Here is an 18770-nt window from a genome sequence, read left to right as displayed (position 1 = left end):
AGGTGTCGGAAGCCGATATGGGCACTGTCGGCGCGTTGAAAGACCCGCTCGCGACGGCGCGCTAGCGGGACTTACCAGACCCGAACCCAGTCCACGAGCATCTCGGCAGGGTAGACACCGCCGCTGGGATCGCCGCCGCCGGAACCGGCAACAGCGAGATTCAGTATCGGAAAGAGCGTGTAACCCGGGGTGTTGAACGGCCAGCCGGGCAGCGAACTGGCGGGAACGTTGAAGTACGGCTGCGCGCCGTCGACGTAGTCCTTCCAAAAGCGGATACCGTCCGCATCCCACCCGGCGCGCCAGGTGTGCCACGCGCTGTCCACCGCGATTGTTTGGCTCTGGTGTTCTCCACCGTTCAAGTTTGCGTGGACGGTGGTGCCCGGTGCCCAGCTGCCGTTGCCGTACCACTCCATAATGTCGACTTCGCCGCCGTTGACTGGATTGTTGTTGGCCAGATACCAGGCGGGCCAGCAGCCGGGGGTGAGGCAGTTCAGCTTTATCCGGGCTTCCCAAGTTGTGCCAATAGGTCCCCTGTACTTGCCGAAGAGCTTCCCGCTGAAGTACGTGTCGCCGTCCTTGGCTGCCCGGAAAACGAGGTTGGACTTGCCGTCGAGGAAGACGTTTCGTTGATCGTCACGGTATTGGCCGACGTTCCCGGGCAACTCCCAGAACGTCGGGTCCTCCATGTCTTCGCGGGCCAGCGCCGGCTCCCATTTGGAGTAATCCGGGGCCGAGCCTGCCGGGCCGTCGAATTCATCGTGGAACAGGTAAGCGCTCGAGGGCGGCGCAGCTCCGGCCGTGGGCAGGGGCATTGAGGCCGCCAACGCGCCAATACCGGCAATCTGCATCACGCGGCGACGATTCATTTCAGACATCCCAATAGGTAAGCCGTTATGCCCGCCGAGCGCAAACGTTCGGGGCGGTGACGCACTACGGCGACGCCTTGGGAAGGTGTCGGTCAGGAGGAGCGCAATGCCGCCGAACGTGACGACGATCGTGGCCTGCATTCTCGCCACGGCAGCGGTATGAAGTCTCGAATGGGTCGCCCCTAGAAGCGCGCGTGTTTTTGACGGACGAGCCGAGGAACCTCGGTAGAGGCGATGTCGCGGTAGACACCGGTCAGACTTTCGGCGATCTGATGCATGACCTCCTAATTACTCAACTCGACCATATGCGTAGCTTGTATAAGTAAATAGACAGGAGTCAACCCGCGTCTGAGCTTTCGGCGCTGGTCGCGGAGCATATGGCCGAAGTCAACGCCAGGTCAGCTGAGCGCCCCCCTCGCCGCCGGGATCACGCCGCGAGCTGCGACGAGAGCCCCGGTCGAGCCGTTTCATCCTCGCCGCCGCAATCGCCACCGGCTGGCTTTTTCCGGTGCCCCCAGTCGGACTCGAACCGACACTGTGCGGATTTTAAGTCCGCTGCCTCTGCCAATTGGGCTATGGGGGCTCGGCTGTTCGGAGCCGTTCTTACCCTAGGGACCTCACGCGGCTGAATCGGAGTATCTCAGTGATCCGCGATGCCGATGCGGTAACGGGTCTATGGTCAGGTCATAGTGTGTCCGCAGCGGCGGTTATCGCATGCTGTTGAAGGGCACAGATCATGACTGCTGATCTTGTCGCACCATTGGCCAGGCTGGTCACCACCGCAGAGGCGATCGAGGGCTTGCGAGATCTCTTCGTCGCCGAGGAGCCCATCGACGACATCACGGGGCGGGTCGCCAAGACGGCGGTCGCCGCGATCCCGCATGCGGACGTCGTCAGCATCACGGTGCTCTCGGGGCCCGATGCGACGACGGTGGCCTACACCGATCAATCGGCGCTGGAACTCGATCGCCGGCAATACGCATCGGGACGAGGACCTAGCCTGGAAGCCGCACGACAGCGCACGCCGCTGCGAGCGATCATGGGCGACGAGCTCCAGCGGTGGCCGGAGTTCGCCGAGGCCGCACTGCGACACAGGATCTGCGCAAGCCTGTCGGTTCCGCTACTCATCGCGAGCGGGGCGGGCGAGCAGGAACTCGTCGGCTCACTCAACATCTACAGCCACACGGCAACAGCATTCGATCAGTTCGACGCCGAGCTCATGCGCCTGTACAGCGTTGCCGCCGGCCAGGCGATCAGCAACTCCAGCCGTTGGCAAAGAGCCCGGGAAACCGTCACCCAGCTCGAGACAGCGCTCGTCTCTCGTTCTGACATCGACATGGCCAAGGGCGCTCTGATAGCGGTGCACGGCTGCAGTCCACGTGATGCCTTCGACCGACTCAAGAGCGAATCCCAAAGGCGCAACGTCAAACTGCGTGACGTCGTCCACGAGTTGCTGGATCGGCTGCAGACGGCGCCGAGGTCCGGCTAGCACGCCACCGCGACCGCCGTGTGGTGATCCGAGACCCGTGAGCAGCGCTACGCGCCGCCCGAGCCGACACTTGCGGCCAGTGCGTGGGCGCTGCCGCCGTCCAGGCCGTCCGCGATCGACACCACCAGCCCGCCCAGCATGAACGCGACGATCGCCGCAACGAGCGTCCCGGTGCTCAGCGACGGGATGTACCGCCGCCACCCGGTCGCGTCGCCGCCGCCGTGGTGGTACTCGTGGGTCAGCGCGTGCCCCTTTCCGCGCTGCAGCAGATAGCGATTCACCGGATACGCGGCCGCGAACGCAGCTGCGAGCGCGATCGACATACCGATCCAGAAGACGGCGTTCACCAGGCCGGCGTTCATCGCCCCCGGGATCAGCGCCATGACGAGGTTGTCCACGATCTCCATCGTCAGGATCGACAGGGTGTCGGCCGCGAGCACGACGCTCAGCGCGGTGCCGACCGCCAGACCGGCCTTCAGCAGCGGCAGCGTCGACAGCGAGTAACCGAACAGGAACGCGAGCGCGACGGCGATCGCAATGGTGGCGACGTTGCCCAACCCCAGGGCGGTGCCGATCATCAGGCCCACGATCTCACCGATCGCGCACCCGGTCAGGCAGTGAAGCGTGGCGCTGAGCGCCATCGTGTTGACGTTGCCGCCCATGTCGTGGCCGGTGTGGTCGTGGTGTTCCGTCATGCCCTGCACTATACCCCCATGGGGTATAGTGCACCGAGCTGACTGTCGGGCTAACCCGCACTCACCAGTGCGGCCGCGTGCAGCGACAGTCCGAGCGCCGGCCGCGGATAACGCAGTTCGGCGCACGCCTCCTCGACCGTCAACTGCAGCCGGTGCACCCCCTGCCGCAACGCCTGCGCGTCGCCGCCTCCGTGCCCGAAGCCCGACAGGCACAGCCGCGTGAGAATCACGTCGTGCGAGCGCCGCAACCGAGCCATCTGCTCGACCATCGCGTGGGCCGCCTCCCCCGCGTCATCGTCGTCGCCACTGATCCGGTGGCGTAGACCCACGACGTCCACCCTGGCCGCCGCCATCAGCGAGGCTGCCATCCGATCGCCGGGGCCCTTCGTCACGTCGAGCAGCACCCGCGGCGCGGACGGCCGGCACCGCGCCAGCAGCATCACCTCCGACCAGGTCCCGACGATGAATCGCCCGACCCTCGCCGCCACCGCCGCCTCGATGGCCGCATCATCCGCGCACTGCGCCGCCACCCGCTCCGCCGGCACGCCGGCCGCCAGCGCCAGCCGCAGCTCCTCGGCGCTCGACACATCGACACCCAGCCCGCGCCGGCGCACCCACTCCGCAACTGAGGCGGTCGTCAGCAGCTCGGCGGGCACCTGCAGCGGCATGCCCCGCAACGCGCGGCGGCACACCGCATACCGGGGTGATGCTTGGGGACGGCGCCAACGGTTCATGCCACCGATCTTGACTCCGACGCCTGACTTCGCACTGAGCGCAGCCTGTCAATCCGCCTCGCGAGCGTGAAGTGGTGCGCGTGAAAACGCGCAGAACACGTGCACAGCTTCACGTTCGCGTCGGCCCCCGCGCGAAAGCCGTAAAGGTCGGCCGCGCGCCCGTCAAGAAAGCGTCAAGATCGGGTCGACGCGCCCGAACTGGACAGATGCTGGTGCAGGCGTCGAGATCCGGCGCCGCGTCAACGTCTGGAGTGGCATGTCCGTAGTCGCCTACATCGCGGTGACGGTGGCGATCTTCACCCTGCTCGGCCTGGTGCAGAAGTGGGTGGAGCAGCTGTGATCCACAACCTCATCGGCCTGGCGCTGGCCGTCGTCATCGCCGTGTTCCTCTTCGCCGCCCTGCTGTTCCCCGAGAGGTTCTAGTGAGCACCGAACTCGCCGGGATCCTGTTCCTGGCCTCGCTCGTCGTCGCCCTGGTGGCCGTGCACGTGCCTCTCGGCGACTACATGTACCGCGTGTACGCATCGGAGAAGGACCTGCGCGCCGAACGTGCCGTCTACCGGGTGATCGGCGCCGACCCGCGCTCGCCGCAGACCTGGGGCTCCTACGCGCGCAGCGTGCTCGCCTTCTCCGCCGTGAGCATCCTGTTCCTGTTCGCGCTTCAACTGGTGCAGGGCAGGCTGCCACTGCATTTGGAGAATCCCGGCACCGAGATGACGCCCGCGCTGGCGTGGAACACCGCGGTCAGCTTCGTCACCAACACCAATTGGCAGGCCTACTCCGGCGAATCCACCCAGGGCCACCTCGTCCAGATGGCGGGCCTCGCGGTGCAGAACTTCGTCTCGGCCGCCGTCGGCTTGGCCGTGGCGATGGCGTTTGTCCGCGGACTGGCTCGTCGCGACACCGGTGAGCTCGGCAATTTCTGGGTCGACCTGGTCCGGGGTTCGCTGCGAATCCTGCTGCCCCTGAGCATCATCGGTGCGATCATCCTGCTGGCCGGCGGCGTCGTGCAGAACTTCGCGTTGCACGACCAGGTGGTCACCACGTTGACCGGCGCCCAGCAGGTCATTCCCGGCGGACCCGTCGCGAGCCAGGAGGCCATCAAGGAGCTCGGCACCAACGGCGGCGGCTTCTTCAACGCCAATTCCGCGCACCCGCTCGAGAACCCCACCACGTGGACCAACTGGGTGGAGATCTTCCTGCTGTCCTGCATCGCGTTCTCGCTGCCCCGCACCTTCGGACGCATGGTCGGCAGCCGCAAGCAGGGGCTGGCGATCGCCGCGGTCATGGGCATCATCGCCACCGCCAGCGTGTCGCTGCTGATGTTCTTCCAGCTGCAGGCCCACGGCACCGTCCCGAGCGCCGTCGGCGCCGCCACCGAGGGCGTCGAACAACGCTTCGGTGTCGCCGATTCCGCGGTGTTCGCCGCATCCAGCACGCTGACCTCCACAGGGGCGGTGAACTCGTTCCACGACTCGTACACCAGCCTCGGCGGCCTCATCACGATGTTCAACATGCAGCTCGGCGAGGTCGCGCCCGGCGGCGTCGGCTCCGGGCTCTACGGCATGCTGATCCTGGCGATCATCACGGTCTTCGTCGCGGGACTGATGGTCGGACGGACGCCCGAATACCTGGGCAAGAAGATCACCCCTCGTGAGATCAAACTCGCTGCAACGTATTTCCTGATCACCCCACTCATCGTGCTCACGGGCACCGCCGCCGCGATGGCCATGCCCGGCCAGCGCGACAGCATGCTGAACGCCGGTCCGCACGGCCTCTCGGAGGTGCTCTATGCGTTCACCTCGGCCGCGAACAACAACGGCTCGGCCTTCGCCGGCATCTCGGTCAACACCGAGTGGTACAACACCGCACTCGGCCTGGCCATGGTCTTCGGGCGGTTCCTGCCGATCATCATCGTGCTCGCCCTCGCCGGATCGCTGGCCCGACAGGGCAAGACGCCGGAGTCGGTCGGCACGCTGCCGACACACCGGCCGCAGTTCGTCGGCATGGTCGCCGGCGTGACGCTGATCCTCGTCGCCCTGACCTACCTGCCGGTGCTCGCGCTCGGCCCCCTCGCCGAAGGAATCCACTGACCATGACACTCACCACCCACGAGTCGCCCGCCGCCGACGCTGTCGAAACCCAGGCGCGCAGTCAGGTACGCAGCGGCCTGCTCGACCCGTCGATGCTGTGGCGCTCCCTGCCGGACGCCCTGCGCAAGCTCGACCCGCGCACCCTGTGGCGCAATCCGGTGATGCTCATCGTCGAGGTCGGCGCGGTCTGGAGCACCGTTCTGGCCGTCACCGATTCGAGCTGGTTCGCCTGGCTGATCGTCGGCTGGCTGTGGCTGACGGTGCTTTTCGCCAACCTCGCCGAGGCGGTCGCGGAAGGCCGGGGCAAGGCTCAGGCCGCGACCCTGCGTAAGACGAAGACGTCGACCATGGCCCGAAGGCTCACCGCATCGGGCCGCGAAGAGGAGGTCGCGGCGGCACTGCTGCAGCGGGGCGACGTGGTGGTCGTCGAGGCCGGACAGGTGATCCCCGGCGACGGCGACGTCCTGGAGGGCATCGCCTCGGTGGACGAATCCGCCATCACCGGCGAATCCGCCCCGGTGGTGCGTGAATCCGGTGGCGACCGGTCGGCCGTGACAGGCGGCACCACGGTGCTCAGCGACCGCATCGTCGTGAAGATCACCCAGAAGCAGGGTGAGAGCTTCATCGACCGGATGATCGCGCTCGTCGAGGGCGCCAACCGGCAGAAGACACCGAATGAGGTCGCGCTCAACATCCTGCTGGCCTCGTTGACGATCATCTTCGTCTTCGCCGTCGTCACCCTGCAGCCCCTGGCCATCTACTCCAAGGCCGGAAACCCCGGTGTGCCCGACACGCTCGCGCTGGACGACTACGGCATCACCGGGATCGTGATGGTGTCGCTGCTGGTGTGCCTCATTCCCACCACGATCGGGGCGCTGCTCAGCGCGATCGGCATCGCAGGCATGGACCGCCTCGTCCAGCGCAACGTGCTGGCCATGTCGGGTCGCGCGGTCGAGGCGGCCGGCGACGTCAACACCCTGCTGCTCGACAAGACCGGCACCATCACCCTGGGCAACCGGCAGGCCGCCGCCTTCGTCCCGCTCGACGGCGTCACCGAGGAAGAACTCGCCGACGCCGCACAGCTGTCCAGCCTGGCCGACGAGACTCCCGAAGGCCGCTCCGTTGTGGTGTTCGCCAAGGAGGAGTACGCGTTGCGTGCCCGAATACCAGGCGAACTCGGCAACGCACGCTGGGTCGAATTCACCGCGGTCACCCGGATGTCGGGGGTCGACCTGCAGGGCCGTCAGCTGCGCAAGGGCGCGGCGGCATCGGTCGCCGAGTGGATCCGCACCGAAGGCGGCACCGTGCCGGGTCAGCTCGGTGAGATCGTCGACGCCATCTCCGCCGCGGGCGGTACTCCCCTGGCCGTCGGTGAAGTGCGCGACGGGCAGGCCCATCTGCTGGGCGTCATCCACCTCAAGGACGTGGTCAAGCAGGGCATGCGGGAACGCTTCGACGAGATGCGCCGCATGGGCATCCGCACGGTCATGATCACCGGCGACAACCCGTTGACCGCCAAGGCGATCGCCGATGAAGCCGGCGTCGACGACTTCCTCGCCGAGGCCACCCCCGAGGACAAGATGGCGCTGATCAAACGCGAGCAGGCGGGCGGCAAGCTCGTCGCGATGACCGGCGACGGCACCAACGACGCCCCCGCGCTGGCCCAGGCCGACGTCGGCGTCGCGATGAACAGCGGCACATCGGCGGCCAAGGAGGCCGGCAACATGGTCGATCTGGACTCCGACCCGACCAAGCTGATCGAGATCGTCGAGATCGGCAAGCAGTTGCTCATCACCCGCGGCGCCCTCACCACCTTCTCCATCGCCAACGACATCGCCAAGTACTTCGCGATCATCCCGGCGCTGTTCGTCGGCGTGTTCCCCGGGCTGGAAGTGCTCAACGTCATGCGGCTGCACAGTCCGCAGTCGGCGATCCTGTCCGCCGTCGTCTTCAACGCACTGGTGATCATCGCGCTCATCCCGCTGGCCCTGCGCGGTGTGCGCTACACCCCGAGCAGCGCATCGAAGCTGTTGAGTCGCAACCTGACTCTCTACGGTCTCGGCGGCATCGTGGCGCCGTTCATCGGCATCAAACTCATCGACCTCCTCATCCAGTTTCTCCCGGGAATGTGACCATGAAACTCACCGCTGTCCTCCGCCAGCACTGGGCGGCGCTTCGCGCGCTGCTCGTCCTCACCGCGATCCTGGGCATCGCCTACCCGGCCCTCATCTGGCTGGCCGCCCAGCTGCCGGGGCTGTCCGAGAAGGCGAACGGCTCGATCGTCGACGTCGCGGGAAAGCCGGTCGGCAGCAGCCTGATCGGGCAGCTCTACTCCGACGCCGCCGGCGAGCCGGTGCCACGGTACTTCCAGAGCCGGCCGTCCGCGGCGGGTGACGGATACGACCCGATGGCGTCCGGCGCGAGCAACCTCGGCCCCGAGGACGTCGTCGACACCCCCGACCGCACCAGCCTGCTCACCCTGGTGTGCAGCCGGAGCAAGGCGGTCGGTGAGCTCGAAGGTGTCGAGGGCGGCCGGCCGTTCTGCACCGGTGGCGGCGTCGGCGCGGTGCTGTCGGTGATCGGGCCGCGAGACGCGCACGGCACCGTCGTCGCCCCCACCAGGGTGGTGAGCGTCAACGAGCCGTGCACCACGACCGCGCGCCCGTTCCTCGACTCCTACGAGGGCGTGCGGGTCGAATGCGCTGCGCCCGGGGAGGACTACCGCCTCGGTCAGACCGTGCCGATCCGCGGTTCGGCCGAGGCGCTGGTGCCCGCCGACGCCGTCACGGCCGGCGGCAGCGGCCTGGACCCGCACATCTCACCGGCCTACGCGGATCTGCAGGTGGCGCGGGTGGCCAAGGCCCGCGGCGTGGGCGCCGACGACATCCGGCGGCTGGTCGTCGACCACACCGACGGCCGCACACTGGGCTTCCTCGGCGAGCCCCGGGTCGACGTGCTGTCGCTCAACGTCGCACTCGACCAGAAGTACCCGGGTGGATGATGGACGGGTGAGCACGTCGAGCGCCAAGCGAGGTGAGTTGCGCATCTACCTGGGTGCGGCTCCCGGCGTCGGCAAGACGTTCGCGATGCTCGGCGAAGCGCACCGGCGACTGGAACGCGGCACCGACCTGGTCGCCGCACTGGTGGAGACTCACGGCCGCACGCGGACCGCCGAACTGCTCGACGGTATCGAGGTCGTCGCGCCCCGCCACGTCGAGTACCGGGGCGGCCGGTTCGCCGAACTCGACGTCGACGCCGTGCTGGCCCGCAGGCCCGAGGTGGTGCTGGTCGACGAGCTCGCCCACACCAACACCCCCGGCAGCCGCAACCCCAAGCGCTGGCAGGACATCGAGGAACTGCTCGAGGCCGGCATCACGGTGATCTCCACGGTGAACGTGCAGCATCTGGAGAGCCTCAACGACGTCGTCACCCAGATCACCGGCATCGAGCAGCAGGAGAAGGTGCCCGACGAGGTGGTCCGGGCGGCCGACCAGATCGAACTCGTCGACATCACGCCGGAGGCGTTGCGGCGCAGGCTCTCCCACGGCAACGTCTACGCACCCGAGCGGGTCGACGCGGCGCTGTCGAACTACTTCCGCCGGGGCAACCTCACCGCGCTGCGCGAATTGGCGCTGCTGTGGCTCGCCGACCAGGTCGACGCCGCACTGGCCAAATACCGCGCGGACAACAACATCACCGACACCTGGGAGGCGCGAGAGCGCGTGGTCGTCGCTGTCACGGGCGGTGCCGAATCGGAGACCCTGGTGCGCAGAGCCTTTCGCATCGCATCGAAGTCCAGTGCCGAGCTGATGATCCTGCACGTCGTGCGTGGCGACGGCCTCGCCGGAGTGTCGGCGCCCGGGATGGGCAAGGTCCGGGAGTTGGCCGCCGACCTCGGTGCGACGCTGCACACGGTCGTCGGCGATGACGTTCCCGCCGCACTGCTGGACTTCGCCCGGGAGCGGAACGCCACCCAGTTGGTCCTCGGCACGTCCCGCCGGTCGCGCTGGGCGCGCATCTTCGACGAGGGCATCGGCGCGGCCGTCGTGCAGGACTCCGGAAAGATCGACGTACACATGGTGACCCACGACGAGGCCCACCGCGGTGCGGGCACCCGGCTGCCCCGGCACCGGCACCTCACGTCGTGGCTCGCCGCGCTGTTCGTACCGCCGCTGGTCTGCGCCCTCGCAGTACTGCTCGACCCGCTGCTCGGCGTCGCAGGCGAGAGCGCGCTGTTCTTCATCGGCGTACTGGTGGCGGCGCTGCTCGGCGGTGTGGCACCCGCGGCGCTCTCGGCCGTGCTGTCGGGTCTGCTGCTCAACTACTTCCTGATCACACCCCGGCACACCTTCACCATCGCCGATCCCGACAGCGCGCTGACGATCGTCGTCCTGCTCGCCGTGGCGGTCGCCGTCGCGGCCCTCGTCGACAGTGCGGCGAGCCGCACCCGCGAAGCCCGCCGCGCGTCGCAGGAAGCCGAGCTCCTCGCACTGTTCGCCGGATCGGTGTTGCGCGGGGCGGACCCGACGGCGCTGCTGGAGCGAGTGCGCGAGACGTACGGCCAGCGGGCGGTCAGTCTGCTCCGGGTGGGCGCGGGGACCGTCGCCTGCGTCGGCACAGATCCCTGCGTCGATGTCGACTCCGCGGACACCGCAGTCGAAGTCGACACCGATGGCGACGAATTCTGGCTGCTGCTGGCCGGTCGCAGCCTGGCGGCGCGCGACCGGCGGGTGCTGTCCGCGGTGGCCCGGCAGGCCGCAGGCCTGGTCCGGCAGCACGAACTCACCGAGGAGGCCGGGCGCGCCGAGGCGATCGCGCGCGCCGACGATCTCCGGCGGTCGCTGCTGTCGGCGGTCAGCCACGACCTGCGCACCCCGCTGGCCGGGGCCAAGGCGGCGGTGTCCAGTCTGCGCAGCGACGACGTGCAGTTCTCCGAGGACGACACCTCGGAACTGCTCGCCACGGTCGAAGAATCGGTCGACCAGCTGACCGCACTGGTGGGCAACCTGCTGGACTCGTCGCGACTGGCAGCCGGTGCGGTCCGGCCCTCACTGCGGCGCGTCTACCTAGAGGAGACCGTCCAGCGGGCACTCCTCGGAATCAGCAGAGGAACAACGGGGCTCGGTCGAGGCGTGGACCGCGTCAAGGTCGACGTGCAGGATTGCGTGGCGCTGGCCGACGCCGGTCTGCTCGAGCGGGTGCTGGCCAATCTGATCGACAACGCACTGCGGTATGCGCCTGACGGCCAGGTGCGCGTCACTGCGGGCCGGGTCGGGGGTCGGGTGCTGATCGCCGTGGCCGACGACGGCCCCGGCATCCCCCGCGGCGCCGAGGAGCAGATGTTCGGCGCGTTCCAGCGCCTCGGTGACAGCGACACCAGCAGCGGCGTCGGTCTGGGCCTGTCGGTGGCGCGCGGGTTCACCGAGGCGATGGGTGGCACCCTCGCCGTCACCGACACCCCCGGCGGCGGGCTCACGATGGAGATCGAACTGGCCGCGCCGACGCAGGACACGCCGTGACGGCCACCAGGGTGCTCGTCATCGACGACGAACCACAGATCCTGCGGGCGTTGCGGATCAACCTGTCGGTGCGTGGCTATGAGGTCACCACCGCGGCCACCGGCGCGGACGCCCTACGCTCGGCCGCCGACCACCGGCCGGACGTGATCGTGCTCGACCTCGGTCTGCCGGACATGTCGGGTATCGAGGTGCTGGCCGGTCTGCGGGGCTGGCTCAGCGCGCCGGTGATCGTGCTCTCAGCGCGCACAGACTCCGGCGACAAGGTGGAGGCGCTCGACGCGGGCGCCGACGACTACGTGACCAAGCCCTTCGGCATGGACGAGTTCCTGGCCCGGCTGCGCGCCGCGGTCCGTCGCGGCACCGTCTCCGACTCCGACGAACCGGTGGTCGAGACGGCGTCGTTCACAGTCGATCTGGCGGCCAAGAAGGTGACCAAGAACGGTGCGGAGGTGCACCTGACCCCCACCGAATGGGGAATGCTCGAGATGCTGGTGCGCCACCGCGGAAAGCTCGTCGGCCGCGAGGAGTTGCTCCGGGAGGTGTGGGGCCCGGCGTATGCGAAAGAGACCCATTACCTGCGGGTGTATCTGGCGCAGCTGCGGCGGAAGTTGGAGGACGACCCGTCGCGCCCGGTGCACCTGCTGACCGAGGCCGGAATGGGTTACCGCTTCCAGCAGTGAGTTCCGGCGGCGCCGCTCAGGCCTGTGTGCCGGCCTGAGCGCACGCCATCTGCGTGTCCGTGGCGCGGTTGTTGAGTTCAGCCGCAGCGGAATTCATCCGGTCGCCGCTGCCGTGCAGGCCCATGACGAGCAGGAGCTTGGTCGCACCGACCGACCAGGCCCGCATCGGGTTCGCGATCTCCGGCTGCAGCCCGGGCGTGCCTGCGGCTTTCATCGCCGCGGCCGCGGACTGGCGGAGCGCGGTGCGCGCGTCGTCGTTCGTCCCGACGACGTTCGCGTCGCGAAAGGTCCACCGGTCTCCGGCGATGGCGTCGGCGAAGTCCGAGTAGTAGGTGGCCGCGTGATCGAGTGCGGCCCCGAATTGTGTGCACGCGTCGCTCGCCGGTTGCCCGTCGAGTGGTGCGGCAGCGACCGGCGCCGCGGGATCTACTGCGTCCGGCTCGGCAGCTGCGACGGGCGCGAGTCCGAGGGCCGCGAGGAGCACCGTCGCGGGAAGCACCTGGGTGCGGAAGTGTCGACGCATTCATCCTCCAGAACGTTCTAGCCGATACGCAGTGTGGGCGGCGGCGCCGTCGCACCCCCAATGACGAACGTAAATACCAGCCGATCCCGGCATCCATTCGATGAACACAAGCTGTGAAAGAGCTGCCAGTAATTCTGTGGGAAAGCTGTCAGTGCGCCATTCCATCATGTCGTGCGTCACACATTCCGGCCCCACATGCACGAATTCCCCACTGGCAGCTTTCTCACAGCTCTGCGCCGCTTTCTGTACTTAGAATCAGCGTGACGTATTGCCCTTGGGTTCACCATCAGTCCACCTACCGTACTGATGATTTCCGCGACACGATCTGCGGAGTCACAAACCCCGAGAGGCGCAATGTTGAACCGAATCCTTCCGCTCGTCGCGGCCTGCCTGGTGCTGCCGTTGGCGGCCGGGAATGCCGCCGCGCAGCCACTGCCTGCTCCGGCGCCTCCACCACCACCTCCGGTGGCAGCAGTGCCGTCGGGGCCTCCCGGGGTGCTCGACACCCCCGACGGGTGGCACCTGAATGTGTTGGGCAGTAACGAGACCCAGCAAGCGGTCGCGCCCCTGACGACGGCTCTGTCCTCTCGCGAGTATCTGGTGGGCGGCACCTTCACGGGGTCCGTCGAGGGCAGCGGCGATACCAAGCTGTCCGGCGGGTCGCTCGAGGCCGGCTTCCAGATCGGCTGCGGCATAAACGCCGACGATGTCGAATTGATCGGCGGCGCCGGCCTGACACCGGGAATCGCCATACCGCTCGCCAATAACGATCCGGTATTCGGCGCGTCCATCACCGGACAGATCAAGGTTGTGTTGAAGCCGGGCACCGTCAGCATTGTCCCGGTCGACAAGAAATCGTTCAAAGGAAAAGCGCCCCGGATCACGATCACTGGATTCCGGGTGAAAATCGACGGCTGCGCCGGACAGTCATTCTTGCGTTCTTATGCGACATTGACGAGTTCGACGGAGAACACCGACGACGTGATCACGTACCTCGGCGTCACAAAGGCCGTCTGAAATGAATGGGAATATGCGACCACACTCCGATGATTCCGACACGACGACGAAAGGCCGCATGATGAGGTGCATCGCGCCACTGGCCGCGCTGTGCGTGGTGGTGCCGCTCTACGTCGCGCCGACGGTGGCTGCCGAACCCGCCCCACCACCACCGCCGGCAGGTGACGCGGCGCCGCCCCCGCCGCCGCCGGACACGGGTGCGGTGCCGTCCGGGCCGCCCGGAATCGTCCACACGCCTGACGGCTGGGAACTGAATGTCGCAGCGAGTAATGAATCGCAATTGCCGGTCGCGCCGCTGACCACGGCGGTGTCGTCGCGCGAATATCTCGTCGGCGCGACATTCACCGGTTCGGTCAAGGGCGACGGTTCGACGACACTCGGCGGCGGAACGCTGGAGACCGGATTCCAGATCGGTTGCGGCATCGCCATGGACAAGATCAAGTTGAACGGCTCGGTCGGTCTCGGAACGTCCGGATCGCGATTCGCGGGCGGCCTCGTGCCCACCGGTTTGACGGTGCCCATTCAGGGCCAGATCGAGGTCGAACCCCGTCCGGGTGAGGTGATCAGCGTCCTGGTCGACAAGAAGTCGTTCAAGGCGACCGAAGCGCGGGTCACGGTGAAGGACGTGCACATCAAGATCGACAACTGCGTCGGTCAGTCCTTCCTGCGGTCGTATGCGATCTTGACGAGCACCACGACCGACACCGACGACGTCGTCGCCTACTACGGTGTCACCAAGGTTGTCTGACATCCGCGTGCGCGCCGCCCTGGTCGGTGCGCTCGCCTGCGCGGGCGTGTTCGGTGCGGGCGGTGTGGCGGGGGCCCAACCGGTTTCGGAGGTTCCGCCCCCGCCACCGCCCGCACCCGCGCCACCCCCGGCGGCCGTCACCAGTCCGCTCGCGCAGGCCGGCCAACCGGGCGGCCCGGCGGGTATGCCCATCGCGGGTCCGACCGGCACCGAGGTGCTCCTGGGCCAGAACCCGGTGCCCGCAGCTCCCGGCGCCGCGCCGGGCACCCCGCCGAACCTCAACGCGCTCAACGGCGGATACCTGCTCCCGCAAAACACCGAACCCGCCGCACCCGGCGATGGCGCGGTGGCTGGGGTGGCCCCGGGACAGGAGAACGCCGACCTGGGTCGGCTGGACTACCTGCGTCGGCTGCACGGGATGTACCGCGAGGGCAATCTCAAGGGTGCACTGCTGGGCCGGCTGCCCAAAGAGCAACTCGGCGCGCCGCTTCCGGGCACCGCACCGCTACCCGGGACGGCTCTTCCGCCCGGCCTCGGCGGTCCGCCGGCCGCATCCGTTCCTCCCCCACCCACGCCTGCCGAGGTGCCCCCGGGCCCCCAGGCCCCGCCACTCACCCCTTAGGACGACACACATGAATCGCGAAACCTTCACGGTGATGGTGGGTACCGCCGCACTGTCGGTCGCCGTCGTGCTGGGCGCGGCGAACGCCACCGCGCAGCCGTCAGCCCCCAACACCAATGCACCCGCGTCACCATCGAGCAGCACCACGACGTCGAGCAGCACCTCGTCGAGCACGGCAGCCCCCACGGCCGTCGGGAACTACAACGCCGGGTCAGGGATCAACCCCGCCGCCGGACAGGGCACGGGCGGAACCGCCACCGGCAACGGCAGTGCGGGGTCCGGGATCAACCCCGCGGCTGGACAGGGCCCCGGCGGAACCGCCACCGGCAACGGCAGTGCGGGCACGGGAACCAACCCCGCAGGCAAGGTGGGCTGACCACCCGCGGATCAGGTCGGGAGCAGGGACGTCACGTCGGGCGTCCGACCATCCCGTACACCTTGACGGAGAGCGCCGACAGCCAGCCCCACATCACGATCACCGCCACGGTGAAGGCGTACATCGTCAGTGCCCCATGGGCACCCGAGGCCGTCGCGACGAAGGCCGCGCCGAAAAAGCCTGCGACAATTCGCGAGAACCAGGCCCAGCGGACTGAACCTCGGTCCGACAACCAGCCCGCGATGACGAAGGCTGCAGCGATCAGGCAGGCGAAGCCGACACCGGCCGCCGCGAAATGGGCGAGCCCATGGCCGCTCACTGATCCCGCCCCTTCCGGCGTGCCCGGCGGAAACCCGTCGGCAGGGTCGGCGGGGAAGATCCCGGCGACGATCAGCGCGGCACCGTAGACCCCGATGAGCACCGCCGCCCAACTCGCCCGTCGGCCCGGCTTCAGCGCGCGGCCGATGCCCACGGCAGCGGCGATCGTCATCGCCCCGGTCACGAGGAAACTGGCGATCTGGATCCATCCCCAGTCACCATTTGCGAACTGGCTGACGGTGTGGCGTGACGGGTCGTAGCCGTCCCGGAAAACGGCCTGTCCGAACGCTGTCAGCACGTAGAGCGGTCCGGCGATGACGCCATATCCCAGTAGCGATTTCGTGATGCGATCCGCAAGTGGCGGACATTCGGTGGTGGCCACGGCCGTCCCTTCGCTGAACTAGACCGTACAGTACTACCGCTGGAACTAGACTGTCCAGTACACCTGGGAGGAGATCGATGACAGCCGCACTGCCGGCGCGCTCAGCGCGCAAACGGGAAGCGATCATGTCCGCGGGCCGCGAACTCTTCCTCTCCAAGGGCTACCGAGGCACGAGCGTCGATGAGATCGCCGCGCTCGCCGTCGTGTCGAAGCAGACCGTGTACAAGCATTTCGGCGACAAACGCGAGTTGCTGGAGGCAATCGTGAGTGCGGCGATGAATACGGCGGTACAGCCGTTCGTACAGCGGATCGCGGCGCTGGCGGACAGTGACGACGTGCATCGCGATCTGGCCACGTTGGCGGCCGATTACCTTCGGTCGGTACTCGCCGAGCCCGTCGTGCAGTTGCGCCGCCTGGTCATCGGCCAAGCCAATGCCCTGCCCGAGCTCGCACTGACCTACTACCGCCAGGCGCCGGCCCAGACCTTGCAGGCGCTCGCGACCGCATTCGGGAAACTGGATGAGCGCGGACTGCTCTCCATATCCGATGGCGATTCGGCGGCAATCCATTTCGCCTCCCTTGCCGTCGGCCACTGGATCGATCGCGCGTTGTTCTTCGGCGGCCCCGCGACGCTCGAGGGACTCGACGTCGAGGGACACGCCCGCGCCGTGGCCGACGCATTCTTGGTGATCTACCAGCGACGCCATCGCTGACCTCCCTCACCGACGGCCACGCGCTCGGCTACGGTCTGCGCATGAGGCCCCTGCGTGCGACGCTCGCCCTCCTGCTCGGAGTTCTGACGCTGCTCACCGCACCGGTGGTCGCCGACGCACAGCCCGGCGACGCCCTGGCCGCCGCACTGGACGCGGCCGTCGACAGGGTGTTCGCCGAGGCCGGCGTGCCGGGCGCGATCGTCGGCCTGTCGATTCCCGGCACGCTCGAGTACGTCAGGGCCCTGGGCGAAAGCGACACCGCCGCAGGCACACCGATCTCGGCGGCCGACCACACCCGCATCGGCAGTGTCACCAAGACCATCACCGGCACCGCCGTCCTGCAACTGGTCGACCAGGGCCGAATCCGGCTGAACGACCCCATCTCCCGCTACGTCAGCGGCGTGCCGTCCGGTGACGTGATCACCCTCGACATGCTCGGCCGGATGCGCAGCGGACTGTTCAACTACACGACCGACGAAGCGTTCCTCGACCGTTATCTCGCCGAGGGCGGCAAGGGGCCCGACGCGGCGGCGTTCACCCCGCGCGAACTCGTCGACATCGCGTTCGCCCACCCGACGAACTTCCCGCCCGACACGGAGTTCGAGTACTCCAACACCAACACCGTGCTGCTGGGCATGGTGATCGAGAGTGTCACCGGGCAGCGTCTCGGCGACTACCTGGCGCAGCACGTCACCGGCCCACTCGGGCTGGCACACACCAGCTTTCCGGCCAACGGAGCGATGCCCCCACCCTATACCCACGGTTACGCCGAAACGCCGGACGGCGAACCGGTCGACACCACACTGTGGAATCCTTCCGTCGCCTGGGCTGCGGGCGCGATGGTCTCCACCTACCGGGATCTGCGCACATGGGCGCCCGCCGTGGCGAAAGGTGCGCTGCTGCTGCCATGGACGCACCAGGAGAGGACGGCCAGGCCCACCGAGGCGGCGCCCGGCATCGGCTACATGTTCGCCCTCGCCGACTTTCACGGCTGGATCGGGCACAACGGCGACATCCCCGGTTATCAGACGGTCGCCGTGTACCTGCCGGAGCGCGACGCGACCCTCGTCGTGATCGTGAACTCCGATGTCTCCGAGGACGCCTCGACGAAGATCGCGGAAGCGGTCACGACGGTCGCCACTCCCGGCCGCGTCTATGCGATCCCCGCCTCGGCCTAGCCCTGAGTTCGGAAGCGCATCGGGTGCCCGACCATGACCGCGCCAGATACGTGAGATACGTTTTCAGTAGCATGCGTACCACCTACGCCCCGGGAGGCAGTCCGATGGGTTCGTGCGAGCACGCGACGAGGACGGTGCACGTCGCACACGACACCGCGCCCGGATGAGCGCCTCGGAGTTCGCGGTCCTCGTCGGTCAGGCCGCGCGCGGCCTCCCGCCGGATCCCGACACCACCCGGGACCGGATACTGGACGCCGCGTTGACCGAGGCCGCCGCCGTCGGGCTCGATCGCGTCACCGTGGAGGACGTCGTGCGCCGCAGCAAGCTGGGACGAATGACGGTGTACCGGCGCTTCCCCCGGCGCGACGACATGAATCAGGCGTTGCGGCTGCGGGAGATCCAGCGCTTCCTCGCGGCCGTGGCGGCCGGGATCGACCGCGCCGAGGACCGGCGCACCAGCGTCTCCGAGGCGTTCGTCGCGGCCGTCACCTTCGCGCAACGACATCCACTGCTCCGACGACTGGCCATCACCGAACCCGGGCTCGCGTTGGAGACCGTCGCCGCCAACGACAACGAAATACTGTCCATGGGTGCGGCGTTCATCGCGCGCGAGATCCACGGTGACGCACCCGGCGAGCCCTCACAGCAGGTGCGTTGGGTCGCCGACACGTTCGCGCGGCTGTTCGTCACCTACCTGGGCGCTCCGCCCGCTGATCCCGCCGTCGGCGACGAGGCGCAACTGCGGCGCTTCGCCGACGAGGTACTGACCCCCGTCGTCGAGAACGCGCTGGGAAACGCGCGCTGAGGCCGGCTGCCG

General features: G+C 68.1%; 19 protein-coding genes and 1 tRNA gene. 14 read left to right on the top strand and 6 right to left on the bottom strand.

What is annotated here, in order from left to right; genetic code table 11:
• Positions 1-71: 71 nt before the first annotated feature.
• Together ACPCHZ_RS10020 and ACPCHZ_RS10015 are read right to left on the bottom strand one after the other, a co-directional pair.
• Positions 72-875: a glycoside hydrolase family 16 protein gene (locus tag ACPCHZ_RS10020; RefSeq protein WP_423484704.1), complete on the bottom strand. Its 804-nt coding sequence runs from the start codon at positions 873-875 to the stop codon at positions 72-74.
• Between the two features lie 500 nt (positions 876-1375).
• A tRNA-Leu gene (locus tag ACPCHZ_RS10015) sits at positions 1376-1449 on the bottom strand.
• Between the two features lie 153 nt (positions 1450-1602).
• On the opposite strand from ACPCHZ_RS10015, the gene ACPCHZ_RS10010 reads away from it, so the two are divergent.
• Positions 1603-2355 carry an ANTAR domain-containing protein gene (locus ACPCHZ_RS10010; RefSeq protein WP_423484572.1) on the top strand — a complete coding sequence of 251 codons (753 nt, stop codon included), beginning with the start codon at positions 1603-1605 and terminating at the stop codon, positions 2353-2355.
• A gap of 47 nt (positions 2356-2402) precedes the next feature.
• On the opposite strand, the gene ACPCHZ_RS10005 is transcribed toward ACPCHZ_RS10010, so the two are convergent.
• Positions 2403-3050: a DUF4396 domain-containing protein gene (locus ACPCHZ_RS10005; protein ID WP_423484571.1), complete on the bottom strand. Its 648-nt coding sequence runs from the start codon at positions 3048-3050 to the stop codon at positions 2403-2405.
• A 50-nt stretch (positions 3051-3100) separates the two neighbouring features.
• A complete protein-coding gene (locus ACPCHZ_RS10000; protein ID WP_423484570.1) occupies positions 3101-3784 on the bottom strand; it encodes a decarboxylase in 684 nt (227 codons plus the stop codon).
• 321 nt (positions 3785-4105) lie between these two features.
• On the opposite strand from ACPCHZ_RS10000, the gene ACPCHZ_RS09995 reads away from it, so the two are divergent.
• From ACPCHZ_RS09995 to ACPCHZ_RS09970, 6 genes are read left to right on the top strand one after another with little or no spacing between them, the layout of a single operon-like run.
• Positions 4106-4207 carry a potassium-transporting ATPase subunit F gene (locus ACPCHZ_RS09995; protein WP_423484569.1) on the top strand — a complete coding sequence of 34 codons (102 nt, stop codon included), beginning with the start codon at positions 4106-4108 and terminating at the stop codon, positions 4205-4207.
• Positions 4207-5877: a potassium-transporting ATPase subunit KdpA gene (gene kdpA / locus ACPCHZ_RS09990; RefSeq protein WP_423484568.1), complete on the top strand. Its 1671-nt coding sequence runs from the start codon at positions 4207-4209 to the stop codon at positions 5875-5877. The genes ACPCHZ_RS09995 and kdpA overlap by 1 nt, the downstream gene beginning before the upstream one ends.
• Before the next feature lie 2 nt (positions 5878-5879).
• Complete coding sequence (kdpB, locus tag ACPCHZ_RS09985; protein WP_423484567.1) at positions 5880-8009, top strand: potassium-transporting ATPase subunit KdpB; 2130 nt, start codon at positions 5880-5882, stop codon at positions 8007-8009.
• A 2-nt stretch (positions 8010-8011) separates the two neighbouring features.
• Complete coding sequence (locus tag ACPCHZ_RS09980; RefSeq protein ID WP_423484566.1) at positions 8012-8878, top strand: potassium-transporting ATPase subunit C; 867 nt, start codon at positions 8012-8014, stop codon at positions 8876-8878.
• The gene (locus ACPCHZ_RS09975) at positions 8871-11396 is read left to right on the top strand and encodes a DUF4118 domain-containing protein (protein ID WP_423484565.1); all 2526 of its coding nucleotides are present in this window, start codon (positions 8871-8873) and stop codon (positions 11394-11396) included. The genes ACPCHZ_RS09980 and ACPCHZ_RS09975 overlap by 8 nt, the downstream gene beginning before the upstream one ends.
• On the top strand, positions 11393-12076 hold the full coding sequence (locus ACPCHZ_RS09970; RefSeq protein WP_423484564.1) for a response regulator: 684 nt from the start codon (positions 11393-11395) through the stop codon (positions 12074-12076). Before ACPCHZ_RS09975 ends, ACPCHZ_RS09970 begins: the two co-directional genes overlap by 4 nt.
• Positions 12077-12092: 16 nt before the next feature.
• On the opposite strand, the gene ACPCHZ_RS09965 is transcribed toward ACPCHZ_RS09970, so the two are convergent.
• Complete coding sequence (locus ACPCHZ_RS09965; RefSeq protein ID WP_423484563.1) at positions 12093-12599, bottom strand: hypothetical protein; 507 nt, start codon at positions 12597-12599, stop codon at positions 12093-12095.
• Between the two features lie 354 nt (positions 12600-12953).
• Here ACPCHZ_RS09965 and ACPCHZ_RS09960 point away from each other — a divergent pair, with 354 nt between their 5' ends.
• From ACPCHZ_RS09960 to ACPCHZ_RS09945, 4 genes are read left to right on the top strand one after another with little or no spacing between them, the layout of a single operon-like run.
• The gene (locus ACPCHZ_RS09960; protein WP_423484562.1) at positions 12954-13616 is read left to right on the top strand and encodes an MspA family porin; all 663 of its coding nucleotides are present in this window, start codon (positions 12954-12956) and stop codon (positions 13614-13616) included.
• Positions 13617-13674: 58 nt separating this feature from the next.
• Complete coding sequence (locus tag ACPCHZ_RS09955; RefSeq protein WP_423484561.1) at positions 13675-14364, top strand: MspA family porin; 690 nt, start codon at positions 13675-13677, stop codon at positions 14362-14364.
• Positions 14357-14986, top strand: a complete 630-nt coding sequence (locus tag ACPCHZ_RS09950) for a hypothetical protein (RefSeq protein ID WP_423484560.1) — start codon at positions 14357-14359, stop codon at positions 14984-14986. Before ACPCHZ_RS09955 ends, ACPCHZ_RS09950 begins: the two co-directional genes overlap by 8 nt.
• A gap of 10 nt (positions 14987-14996) precedes the next feature.
• Positions 14997-15362 carry a hypothetical protein gene (locus ACPCHZ_RS09945; protein ID WP_423484559.1) on the top strand — a complete coding sequence of 122 codons (366 nt, stop codon included), beginning with the start codon at positions 14997-14999 and terminating at the stop codon, positions 15360-15362.
• A gap of 31 nt (positions 15363-15393) precedes the next feature.
• On the opposite strand, the gene ACPCHZ_RS09940 is transcribed toward ACPCHZ_RS09945, so the two are convergent.
• Positions 15394-16062 carry a DUF998 domain-containing protein gene (locus ACPCHZ_RS09940; RefSeq protein ID WP_423484558.1) on the bottom strand — a complete coding sequence of 223 codons (669 nt, stop codon included), beginning with the start codon at positions 16060-16062 and terminating at the stop codon, positions 15394-15396.
• A 77-nt stretch (positions 16063-16139) separates the two neighbouring features.
• On the opposite strand from ACPCHZ_RS09940, the gene ACPCHZ_RS09935 reads away from it, so the two are divergent.
• The 3 genes from ACPCHZ_RS09935 to ACPCHZ_RS09925 all read left to right on the top strand — a co-directional run bounded on the left by ACPCHZ_RS09935 (position 16140) and on the right by ACPCHZ_RS09925 (position 18758).
• Positions 16140-16775, top strand: a complete 636-nt coding sequence (locus tag ACPCHZ_RS09935; protein WP_423484557.1) for a TetR/AcrR family transcriptional regulator — start codon at positions 16140-16142, stop codon at positions 16773-16775.
• A gap of 41 nt (positions 16776-16816) precedes the next feature.
• A complete protein-coding gene (locus tag ACPCHZ_RS09930; RefSeq protein ID WP_423484556.1) occupies positions 16817-17953 on the top strand; it encodes a serine hydrolase domain-containing protein in 1137 nt (378 codons plus the stop codon).
• Between the two features lie 163 nt (positions 17954-18116).
• Entirely contained in the window at positions 18117-18758 is a 642-nt protein-coding gene (locus tag ACPCHZ_RS09925; protein ID WP_423484555.1) for a TetR/AcrR family transcriptional regulator, read from the top strand.
• The last annotated feature ends 12 nt before the right edge of the window (positions 18759-18770 follow it).

The organism is Mycobacterium sp. NPDC050041 (assembly GCF_049541695.1).
In the GTDB taxonomy this organism is placed as follows: Bacteria; Actinomycetota; Actinomycetes; order Mycobacteriales; family Mycobacteriaceae; genus Mycobacterium.
Note: the sequence above shows the minus strand (reverse complement) of the source record. Positions and strands in the feature narration are given on the sequence as shown.

Excerpts from the sequence above, each read along its gene's own strand:
- ACPCHZ_RS10020 (WP_423484704.1), bottom strand. The coding sequence starts at position 875 with ATGTCTGAAATGAATCGTCGCCGCGTGATGCAGATTGCCGGTATTGGC.
- ACPCHZ_RS10010 (WP_423484572.1), top strand. The coding sequence starts at position 1,603 with ATGACTGCTGATCTTGTCGCACCATTGGCCAGGCTGGTCACCACCGCA.
- ACPCHZ_RS10005 (WP_423484571.1), bottom strand. The coding sequence starts at position 3,050 with ATGACGGAACACCACGACCACACCGGCCACGACATGGGCGGCAACGTC.
- ACPCHZ_RS10000 (WP_423484570.1), bottom strand. The coding sequence starts at position 3,784 with ATGAACCGTTGGCGCCGTCCCCAAGCATCACCCCGGTATGCGGTGTGC.
- kdpB (WP_423484567.1), top strand. The coding sequence starts at position 5,880 with ATGACACTCACCACCCACGAGTCGCCCGCCGCCGACGCTGTCGAAACC.
- ACPCHZ_RS09980 (WP_423484566.1), top strand. The coding sequence starts at position 8,012 with ATGAAACTCACCGCTGTCCTCCGCCAGCACTGGGCGGCGCTTCGCGCG.
- ACPCHZ_RS09965 (WP_423484563.1), bottom strand. The coding sequence starts at position 12,599 with ATGCGTCGACACTTCCGCACCCAGGTGCTTCCCGCGACGGTGCTCCTC.
- ACPCHZ_RS09960 (WP_423484562.1), top strand. The coding sequence starts at position 12,954 with ATGTTGAACCGAATCCTTCCGCTCGTCGCGGCCTGCCTGGTGCTGCCG.
- ACPCHZ_RS09955 (WP_423484561.1), top strand. The coding sequence starts at position 13,675 with ATGATGAGGTGCATCGCGCCACTGGCCGCGCTGTGCGTGGTGGTGCCG.
- ACPCHZ_RS09945 (WP_423484559.1), top strand. The coding sequence starts at position 14,997 with ATGAATCGCGAAACCTTCACGGTGATGGTGGGTACCGCCGCACTGTCG.
- ACPCHZ_RS09935 (WP_423484557.1), top strand. The coding sequence starts at position 16,140 with ATGACAGCCGCACTGCCGGCGCGCTCAGCGCGCAAACGGGAAGCGATC.
- ACPCHZ_RS09930 (WP_423484556.1), top strand. The coding sequence starts at position 16,817 with ATGAGGCCCCTGCGTGCGACGCTCGCCCTCCTGCTCGGAGTTCTGACG.
- ACPCHZ_RS09925 (WP_423484555.1), top strand. The coding sequence starts at position 18,117 with ATGAGCGCCTCGGAGTTCGCGGTCCTCGTCGGTCAGGCCGCGCGCGGC.